The organism is Kitasatospora sp. NPDC127067, assembly GCF_042724755.1.
Classification (GTDB): Bacteria; Actinomycetota; Actinomycetes; order Streptomycetales; family Streptomycetaceae; genus Kitasatospora; species Kitasatospora lactacystinica.
In genome coordinates, this window is record NZ_JBHXEM010000008.1 from 127,346 (window position 1) to 136,499 (window position 9,154).

The 9,154-nt window shown below is 71.9% G+C and carries 9 protein-coding genes; 4 read left to right on the forward strand and 5 right to left on the reverse strand.

Annotated elements, in window-relative coordinates; genetic code table 11:
• The first annotated feature begins 5 nt into the window (after positions 1–5).
• Positions 6–440 carry a MarR family transcriptional regulator gene (locus tag ACFWJ4_RS05840; protein ID WP_380539607.1) on the forward strand — a complete coding sequence of 145 codons (435 nt, stop codon included), beginning with the start codon at positions 6–8 and terminating at the stop codon, positions 438–440.
• Positions 441–478: 38 nt separating this feature from the next.
• On the opposite strand, the gene ACFWJ4_RS05845 is transcribed toward ACFWJ4_RS05840, so the two are convergent.
• The 5 genes from ACFWJ4_RS05845 to ACFWJ4_RS05865 all read right to left on the reverse strand — a co-directional run bounded on the left by ACFWJ4_RS05845 (position 479) and on the right by ACFWJ4_RS05865 (position 5,126).
• On the reverse strand, positions 479–1,426 hold the full coding sequence (locus ACFWJ4_RS05845; protein ID WP_359914652.1) for a M56 family metallopeptidase: 948 nt from the start codon (positions 1,424–1,426) through the stop codon (positions 479–481).
• A gap of 206 nt (positions 1,427–1,632) precedes the next feature.
• On the reverse strand, positions 1,633–2,187 hold the full coding sequence (locus tag ACFWJ4_RS05850) for a DUF5134 domain-containing protein (protein WP_380539610.1): 555 nt from the start codon (positions 2,185–2,187) through the stop codon (positions 1,633–1,635).
• Positions 2,188–2,512: 325 nt separating this feature from the next.
• Entirely contained in the window at positions 2,513–3,271 is a 759-nt protein-coding gene (locus tag ACFWJ4_RS05855; protein ID WP_380539613.1) for an amino acid ABC transporter ATP-binding protein, read from the reverse strand.
• Complete coding sequence (locus tag ACFWJ4_RS05860; protein WP_380539637.1) at positions 3,268–4,164, reverse strand: amino acid ABC transporter permease; 897 nt, start codon at positions 4,162–4,164, stop codon at positions 3,268–3,270. Before ACFWJ4_RS05860 ends, ACFWJ4_RS05855 begins: the two co-directional genes overlap by 4 nt.
• Positions 4,165–4,247: 83 nt before the next feature.
• Positions 4,248–5,126: an ABC transporter substrate-binding protein gene (locus ACFWJ4_RS05865; RefSeq protein WP_380539616.1), complete on the reverse strand. Its 879-nt coding sequence runs from the start codon at positions 5,124–5,126 to the stop codon at positions 4,248–4,250.
• Positions 5,127–5,657: 531 nt separating this feature from the next.
• On the opposite strand from ACFWJ4_RS05865, the gene ACFWJ4_RS05870 reads away from it, so the two are divergent.
• From ACFWJ4_RS05870 to ACFWJ4_RS05880, 3 genes are read left to right on the forward strand one after another with little or no spacing between them, the layout of a single operon-like run.
• Complete coding sequence (locus tag ACFWJ4_RS05870; RefSeq protein ID WP_380539619.1) at positions 5,658–7,058, forward strand: DUF6421 family protein; 1,401 nt, start codon at positions 5,658–5,660, stop codon at positions 7,056–7,058.
• Positions 7,055–7,813 carry an SDR family NAD(P)-dependent oxidoreductase gene (locus ACFWJ4_RS05875; RefSeq protein WP_359914666.1) on the forward strand — a complete coding sequence of 253 codons (759 nt, stop codon included), beginning with the start codon at positions 7,055–7,057 and terminating at the stop codon, positions 7,811–7,813. Before ACFWJ4_RS05870 ends, ACFWJ4_RS05875 begins: the two co-directional genes overlap by 4 nt.
• Positions 7,810–8,886, forward strand: coding sequence for a low specificity L-threonine aldolase (locus ACFWJ4_RS05880; protein ID WP_359914671.1), 1,077 nt, complete (start codon positions 7,810–7,812; stop codon positions 8,884–8,886). The genes ACFWJ4_RS05875 and ACFWJ4_RS05880 overlap by 4 nt, the downstream gene beginning before the upstream one ends.
• The last annotated feature ends 268 nt before the right edge of the window (positions 8,887–9,154 follow it).

The window sequence follows — 9,154 nt, forward strand, 5'->3', positions numbered from 1 at the left end:
GCGGCGTGGCTGAACTCGACTCCCCGGCGGAGGCCGGTCTCGTCGCGCAGTGGCGCGAACTGCTGGCCCGGCATGCCGCCGCGGCCTGCGCCCTCGACCGCGAACTGGGCGACCGGTACGGGCTGGGCATGAGCGAGTTCGAGGTGCTGGAGCGTCTCGTCGAGAACTGCGGGGGCGGTGGGGGCCAGGCGGTGCGGGTGAGCGAGCTGGCCCACACCGTCCATCTGAGCCAGAGTGCGCTCTCGCGGCTGATCGCCCGCCTGGAGAAGGCCGGAATGGTCACCCGGGCGATGTGCGAGAGCGACCGCCGGGGCGTCCAGCTCACCCTCACCGAGGCCGGCCGGGAGCGCTACGAGCAGGCCAGGCCGCTCCACCGCCGGGTGCTGGAGCAGGCCCTCGGCGATGGTTCCGATCCGGCCGGTGGATCAGCCTCCGGCTGACGCCCCGTCAGAAGCACCGCACCGGTGCGGTGTCGACCTCACAGCAGGGAGTGCAGCCCCGGTGCCGCGGCCAGCAGCACGACCACGGCGGGCGCGGCGAGCGCCGCGACGGTGAGCCGCAGCCGGTGCGGGACGGAGAGCCGCGGACGGCCCGCGAGCAGTCGGTCCACCCGCTTCGGGGACTGTGCCAGGCCGGGCGGGCAGGAGCCGAACACCCCGCGGTCCAGGTTGAGTTCGGCCAGCGCGAGGGCGGTGGTGTGCCGGCCGTGCCGACGGGCGGCCCGGTCGTCGGCGGCCAGTTCGACCAGCTCCGCCACCTGGTTCCGGAAGGCGCTGAACACGCCTACCCCGGGGAAGCCCGAGGCGAGCGCCTGGGCGAACTGCTGGAGCCAGTGGTGCCGGGCCCGGACGTGACCGCGCTCATGGCTCAGCACGGCGGCCAGCTCCCGGTCGGTCAGCTGCTGGAGGGCGCCGGTGGTGACCACCAGCCGGGAGTCCGGGCCGGGCAGCGACCAGGCCTCCGGACGGACGTTCTCCAGGACCACCAGCCGTTCCCGGCGGCTCCGGGCGGTCTCGATGGTGTCAGGCAACTCCGGTGCCCGGTTCGCCAGTTGGGCGTGCCGGCGATTGCGCACCGCCTTCGCCGTGCGAACCTCCCGGGTCAGCGCCAGCACCGTCTGCACCCCGCCCGCGGCCAGCACCGCGGCGCACAGCCGACCCCAGCCCTCGGCCTCCTGGAGGCCGTACGCCGCCTCCACGCCGTGCGGCGCGCCCGCGAACACCAGCGAGCGCAGCTCCGGCAGGGCGGCGGAGGCCGCCAGGAGGAGGCCCAGCGCGCAGCAGAGCAGAACGGCCACCACCAGGCACTGCCACACCAGCAGCGCCAGCACCGGTTCGCGCTCCGCCCAGCGGGCCCGGGCCAGCAGCCGGGGCACGAGGGTCGAGAGCAGCAGGCCGAGCAGCAGCAGGCCGATCAGGGCAGGCATCGATGGGCTCCCCGAGTACGCACGGAACGCGACAACGCGCTCCCTGCCAACCTATGCGCTGGCGACGCCCGGTGGAACGGCTTTCGACCGGCCAGTGACCAACGCCACGCTCAGGCGGGGGCTTTGGCGTGGAGGGGGCGGGGGCAGGGGCGTTTCGGCGTGGCGGGCGGAGGCTCTGGGATGCCGGGAGGGTGTCCCGCAGGGCGTCACATGGTCAGGAGCATGGCGAACATGCCGATGCCCATGGTCAGTCGGCAGGCCTGCGGCAGCCCGGAGGTGCCGACCGCGAGGGTGCCCGCCGGAGTGCGCAGCAGCCGGCTGCCGGTCCAGACGGTGTACGCGGCGAAGTAGAGGAGGAGCACCCCGGTCAGCAGCGGAAGGCCCAGGGCGGCGGCTCGGTGGTGGCCGTGCCCGGAGGTGGACGCCATCGCGAGGGCCATGTACGTCATGGCGAGCGCGCCGACCGCGTGGTGCAGCCGGTGCGCCCGGCCGGCCGGGGCGTGGGCGGCGGCGAGCAGGAAGGCGGTGGCGGGGAGGCCGAAGAGCCCGGCCCAGACGGCGGGCGGGACGGTGGCGCCGGTGACGGCCATCGCGGCCATGCCCAACCCCATCAGGGCCTCGGCGGCGTCGGACTCGCGGGCGAGCGGCCGGTGCCCACCGCCCGGGGCACAGGGGGAGTGGCGCAGCCGGACCAGGCAGGACGTGCCGGCGCCGGTGGCGAGGAGGGCGAGGAGCCAGTTGACCAGGATGGGTCCGTGCAACGGCGGCCTCCCGGGGCGGTGGGCGCCGGGGGCGGCGAACAGGGGACAGCGAACAGCGGTCGGCGGACAGATGACAGCGAACAGATGATGAAATCTGTCGGTTGTCATCTGTCATCCGTGAGCTGTCATCTGTTCGCCGCCCCCGTGCGCGGCGACGGACGTCCGGTCCACGATCACCGCACCCGGCCGGGCGCGGCCAGGGCGTGTGCAGGGGCGCACAGTGGTGCCCGTCGTTGCGAAAGCCCTGGCCGCACACCCGTCGCACGCCTGGTCGCATTCCCCGGCCGAGCGGACCGCCCACCCGGCCGCCATCAGGCGGGGGCGCTCAGCCCTGGAGCCGACCCGAGGCGACCACCCGGCTGAGGAACTGCCGCGTCCGCTCCTCCTGCGGATCGCCGAACACCTGCTCCGGCGGCCCCTGTTCGAGCACCACCCCGCCGTCCAGAAAGCAGACCTGGTCGGCGACCTCACGGGCGAAGCCCATCTCGTGGGTGGAGAGGACCATCGTCATCCCCTGTTCCTTGAGGTCCCGCACCACCGACAGCACCTCGCCGACCAGCACCGGGTCGAGCGCCGCGGTGATCTCGTCGAGGAGCAGCAGCCGCGGCCCGGTGGCCAGCGCGCGCACGATGGCGACCCGCTGCTGCTGCCCGCCGGAGAGCCGGTCCGGGTACTCCTCGGCCTTGGCCGCCAGCCCGAGCCGGTCGAGCAGTTCCAGCGCCCGGGCCCGTGACTCGGCCCGGGCGACGCGGTGCACCCGGCGCGGGGCGAGCGTGATGTTCTCCAGCACCGTCAGATGCGGGAACAGGTTGTACGACTGGAACACCACACCGATCCGGCGCCGCACGGCGTCCTCGTCCGCGCGCGGATCGGTGATCTCCTCGCCGTCCAGGAAGATCGCCCCGTCGTCGATCCCCTCCAGCAGGTTGACGCAGCGCATCAGCGTGGACTTGCCGGAGCCGGAGGCCCCGATCAGCGCCGTCACCGAGTGCTCGGCCACGGCGAGGTCCACGTCGCGCAGCACCACCTGGCCGCCGAAGGTCTTGCGCACCGACTCCAACCGGAGCACGTCGCTCGACGTCACACCGCACCTCCCTGGAGCTGGCGGCGGTTCATCCGGGCGGTAAGCCAGTCGGCGAACCGGGTCAGCGGAATGGTCAGCACGATGAACACCAGCCCCGCCACCAGGTACGGCGTGAAGTTGAAGGAGCGAGCCGCGATGATCTTCGCCGCGTACACCGCGTCGATCGCGCCGCCGATCGAGACCAGCCCGGTGTCCTTCTGGAGGCTCACCAGGTTGTTGAGCAGCGGCGGCACGACCCGGCGGACGGCCTGCGGCAGCACCACGTACCGCATCGTCTGCGCGTTGGTCAGCCCCAGCGACCGCGCCGCGGCCCGCTGGCTCGGGTGCACCGACTCGATGCCGGAGCGGAACACCTCCGACACGTACGCCGAGTAGGTCAGCACCAGGGCGGCCCCGCCCAGCAGCAGCGGATCGGTGGTCACCCCGGTCAGCCGCAGCGCCGGCACTCCGGTGATCATCACCAGCAGGCAGATGATCATCGGCAGCCCGAGGAAGAAGTCCACGTACGCGGTGGCCAACAGCCGTACCGGCAGGAAGACCGGACCGCGCAGCGTCCGCAGCACCGCCAGCAGCAGCCCGAACAGCAGGATCAACGCCCCGCAGCCGAGCATCAGCTCCAGGTTCAGCCGCAGTCCCTTCAGCACCTCGGGCAGCGCCTGGCGGGCGTAGTCGAGGTTGAAGAAGGTCCGCCGAGTCACCTCCCACCCGGGGGAGTTGACGATCAGGAGGTAGAGCACGACGGCCGTGGCCAGGGTCGAGCCGGTGGCGATCAGCGCCGAGCGGCGGGCCCGGGACCGCCGGTACGCCTCGTGCGCCAGCCGCCGCTCGGACGGACGGTAGTCGTCCTCCGTCGCCGGCGCCCCGGTCGGCCGTGCGGTGCGCGGCGCCGGCACCTTGGTGAGCTCCGCCGGACCGGCGGCGCCCGGCGCCTCCCCGCCCGGCGCCTCCCCGCCCGGCCCGGGGCTCAGGTCAGCGCTCACTTCAGCACCGGTGCCGAGACGGCGTCGGACAGCCACTGCTTCTCCAGCTTCGCCAGCGTGCCGTCGGCGCGCAGCGCGTCCACGGCCTGGGAGACGCAGCCGGTCAGCTTGGAGCCCTTGTCCAGCACCAGACCGAACTGCTCGGCCTGCGCGGCGGCCTCGAACTGGCCGACCACCTGGGCCTCCGGGACCTCGGCGCCGGTGATGTAGAAGGCGGTCGGCAGGTCCACCACCAGGGCGTCGATCTGGCCGTTCTTCAGCGCGGCCTTGGCCAGGTCGTTGGAGTCGAAGACGGCCGGCTGGGTGCTCGGCTTGATGGTGTTGGTGATGGTGTCCAGGCTCGTGGTGCCGACCTGCGCGCCGAGCTTGGCGCCCTTGAGGTCGGCGATGCTCCTGGCGCCCGCCGCCTTGGAGTTCTTCAGCGCGATGACGGTCTGGCGCACGTCGTAGTAGCCGGAGGAGAAGTCCACGGCCTGCTTGCGCTCGTCGCTGACGGACACCTGGTTGATGTCGAAGTCGAAGTCCTTGGCGCCCGGGGAGGTCGCCTTGTTGAACGGTGCGACCACCCAGCCGACCTTCTCCTTCGGGTAGCCGAGCTTCTCGGCGACCGCGTAGGCCACGGCGGACTCGAAGCCCTTGCCGTTCTCCGGCTTGTCGTCGGAGAACCACGGGTCGTACGCGGGCTTGTCGGTGCCGACGGTCAGCGTTCCGGCGGTGCGCGTGGCCAGCGCCCCCGGCGCGCAGCCCGCCGCCGTCCCGCCCGCGCCCGAGGCGGCGTCGGACTTCGAGTCCTGCGGCGCGCAGGCGGTCAGCACGGCCGCGGCGGCGACCAGCGCGGCGATGGGCAGTACGGAGGAGGGCTTGCGGAGGGTCATGACAGGGCTCCAGGGAAGGACCGGCGGGACGGGGGGGAACGAGGAGGGGCACGGGAGGGCGCGACGGGCGGCCCGCATCCCGGCGGGTCACTTCCCCCCGGTGGCGGCGCCGGAACACACGCGGCATGGTCGGCGTACGGGCCCGCGTCCGCGGCGCCCCCCGAGCCGGATCGGCAGCAGCCGGGGCGGCGGCAGGCCGGTCAACAGCAGCGGCGACAGCGGCAGCTCAGGCCGCGCGCGCGACAGCGACGGCAGACGTGCCGACGGGAGGGCGCCCGGAAGGGGCTGTCGTGGCGTTCGGCCACCGTGATCACCGCCGGGAGCATGCGGGGAGGTTCGCATCAGAACAGCGCATCTGTCCAGAACATCCAGATCACTGTCCACATGCCGGACAACCCGCCTCCCGTCGAAGGTTTGGGCGCCGGAGGGGCGGTGCACCGGAGCTTTGCCGGTCATGGCCCTCTTGAACAGGAGAACCTTTCGTACTTATGGTGTCCCCGTTGAAATAACTCCTGTCGAAGTGAGTCCACGATGCAGAATCTTTCGCCAAGGCTCGCTGTGGCGGCCGACGCCCCGGTCTCGACCCTCGCCGGCCACCCGGCCTGGCTGCGCCTGAAGGAGGCCGTCGAGACGCTGCGCCCGCTCCAGTCGAAGGACGGCTCGATCGACCTGGCCGCCGTCCAGCGGCACACGGTCGACCCGCTGGTCGCCACCGTCCGCGCCGCCGTCCAGGAGCTCGCTCCGCACTTCCCGCACGACGCCGCCTACCTGGCCACCGTCGACGCGGACCTCGCCAAGTGGGCCGACACCGGCTACCGCGAGCCCGACTTCCTGGACTCGCTGCTCGCCTTCCACCCCGCCGACCAGCGCGAGGACGGGCTGGAGCACCTGGTCGTCTTCCCGATGTACACCCAGAACGGCAACCCGGACCGCAACCTGGAAGCCGTCCTGCTGAGCGTCGTGTGGCCCGACTGGCTGGCCGAGCTGGAGCGCACCCGCTTCGACAACCCGATGTTCGTGCCGATCACCTTCACGGACTTCACCGCCGGCTACGACACCAACTCCGCCGTGCTCTTCCCCGAGACCGTCTCCGTGCGCAAGGCGCCGGAGCGTTTCACCTGGGGCGGCATCTTCTGCGACCGCGAGGCCGCCCGCTTCCGCGCCGTCTCCAGCAGCGCCGTCCAGCAGCTCGGCCTGGAGATCCCGGCCGACGCCGAGGGCCTGCTCCAGGACCAGCAGCGCGCGCAGGAGACCTTCGTCCTGTGGGACCTGGTCCACGACCGCACCCACAGCCACGGCGACCTGCCGTTCGACCCCTTCATGATCAAGCAGCGCAGCCCGTTCTGGATGTACGGCCTGGAGGAGCTCCGCTGCGACCTCACCACCTTCAAGGAGGCGGTGAAGCTGGAGACCGAGGGCAACCGGCACGCCCGCGACGTCCAGTACGCGATCCTCTTCGACCGCCTGTTCCGCTTCCCGGTCTCCGGCGACCGGGTGCGCAACTACGACGGCATGGGCGGCCAGCTGCTCTTCGCCTACCTGCACAAGCACGACGCGCTGAGCTGGCGCGACAACCGCCTCAGCATCGACTGGGAGCGCGCCCCGCAGGTCACCAACGCGCTCTGCGCCGAGATCGAGACCCTCTACCGCGACGGCATCGACCGGCCGAAGCCGGCCCACTGGATCGCCGCCTACGATTTGGTCTCCCGCTACCTCACCCCGCACCCGGCCTCCACCTGGGCGAAGGGCTCCGAGGCGCTGCCGCTCGACATCACCGACGGCAAGGCCCTCAACAAGGCCCTGTGCGATGCCGTGCTCCCGGACGAGTTCCCGCTGAGCATGTTCTACGAGGCCCTCAACAAGAAGCTGAGCGGCGTCATCGCCGCCACCGCCGGCATCACCGGCGCCGGGATCCAGGGAGCCGCCGCGTGACCACCTCCACCAACGCCCCGCTGGCCGGCAAGGTCATCGCCGTCGCCGGAGCCAGCGGCCCGGCCGGCCGCGCCGTGCTGCGCCGCCTCACCGCCGACGGTGCCACCGTGATCGGCGCCGACATCGACGCCCAGCGCCTGGAGTCCGCCCTGGACGCCACCCGGGTGGCCGTCCGCGGCGCCAAGGTCAGCGGCCAGGTGATCGACCTGCTCGACCCGCAGGAGGTCCACGACTGGGCCGACCACCTGGAGTCGGAGCACGGCCACGTCGACGGCCTGTTCCACCTGGTCGGCGGCTGGCGCGGCAGCAAGACCTTCTTCGACACCCGGCTGGACGACTGGGACTTCCTGCACGACACCGTCGTGCGGACCCTCCAGCACACCTCGCTGGCCTTCCAGCCCGCGCTGGTCCGCAGCACCGCCGGCCGCTACGCGATGATCTCCGCCGCGGCCGCGCACAAGCCCACCGCCGGCGGCGCCGCCTACGCGGCCGCCAAGGCCGCCACCGAGGCGTGGACCCTCGCCATGGCGGACTCCTTCAAGAAGGAGACCACCGACCCCGACGGCGAGCCCACCGCCGCGGCTGCGATCCTGGTCATCAAGGCGCTGGTCAGCCCCGAAATGCGGGCCGAGAAGCCGGAGGCGAAGTTCGCCGGCTTCACGGACACCACCGACCTCGCCGGCCACCTGGCGGGCCTCTGGGACCGCCCCGCAGCAGAACTGAACGGACAGCACCTGTGGCTGACAGCCCGATGACCGACCTCACCCGTACGGACGCGGTACGGCGGCACGACCCCGCCGTCCGCGGCTTCGCCAGCGACAACTACGCCGGCGTCCACCCGGAGGTCCTCGCCGCGATAGCCCTCGCCAACGGCGGTCACCAGATCGCCTACGGCGAGGACGACTACACGGCCCACCTCCAGGACGTCTTCCGCCGCCACTTCGGCGAGAAGGCCGAGGCCTACCCCGTCTTCAACGGCACCGGCGCCAACGTGGTCGCCCTCCAGTCGCTGCTCCCGCGCTGGGGCGCGGTGGTCTGCGCAGAGTCGGCCCACATCCACGTCGACGAGGGCGGCGCCCCGGAGAAGATGGGCGGCATCAAGCTGCTCACCGTCCCCACCCCGGACGGCAAGCTCACCCCCGAGCTGCTCGACCAGCAGGCCTGGGGCTTCGGCGACGAGCACCGCGCGCAGCCGCTCGCGGTCTCCATCACCCAGAGCACCGAGCTCGGCACCCTCTACACCCCCGACGAGATCCGCGCGATCACCGAGCACGCCCACCAGCTGGGCATGCTCGTCCACGTGGACGGCTCCCGACTGGCCAACGCCGCCGCCTCGCTCGGCCTGCCGCTGCGCGACTTCACCACCGACGTCGGCGTCGACGTGCTCTCCTTCGGCGGGACGAAGAACGGCCTGCTGTTCGGCGAGGTCGTGGTGGTGCTCAACCCGGAGCGGGTGCGCAACATCAAGTACCTGCGCAAGACCTCGATGCAGCTCGCGTCGAAGATGCGCTTCGTCTCGGTCCAGTTCGAGGCGCTGCTCTCCGGCGACCTCTACCTCCGCAACGCCGGCCACGCCAACGCGATGGCCAGCCGCCTGGAGGCAGCGGTCCGGAAGATCGACGGCGTCGAGGTGGTCCGCCCGGTCCAGGCGAACGCGGTGTTCGCGATCCTCCCGCGCGAGGTGAGCGAGCGGCTCCAGAAGCGCTACCGCTTCTACTTCTGGAACGAGCACACCGGCGAGGTCCGCTGGATGTGCGCCTTCGACACCACGGAGGCCGACATCGACGCCTTCGCGGCGGCCATCGCCGAGGAGATGGGCCGCGCCTGACGGTGCCCGAACCACGGATCGTCCCGTCCCGCGTCAGCGGGGCGGGACGATTTGCATGTGGCGGGCCGGTCCCCGTACAGTTCCGGAGTCGCTGCGGGAGACCGGGGCGGCAAGGCGGAAAGCGAATCCGATGAATGAAACTCCGGAAAACGGAGCGGAAAGCGTCTGATAAACTGGAAACACGAAAGAACGAAGCCCGGAGGGTCCGCTGGAAGGCGGTCCGAAGGAAGCGTCCGTTCCTTGAGAACTCAACAGCGTGCCAAAAGTC

Coding starts and splice junctions, on each gene's coding strand:
- ACFWJ4_RS05845 (WP_359914652.1), bottom strand. CDS start 1,426: ATGCCTGCCCTGATCGGCCTGCTGCTGCTCGGCCTGCTGCTCTCGACC.
- ACFWJ4_RS05865 (WP_380539616.1), bottom strand. CDS start 5,126: ATGACCCTCCGCAAGCCCTCCTCCGTACTGCCCATCGCCGCGCTGGTC.
- ACFWJ4_RS05870 (WP_380539619.1), top strand. CDS start 5,658: ATGCAGAATCTTTCGCCAAGGCTCGCTGTGGCGGCCGACGCCCCGGTC.
- ACFWJ4_RS05880 (WP_359914671.1), top strand. CDS start 7,810: ATGACCGACCTCACCCGTACGGACGCGGTACGGCGGCACGACCCCGCC.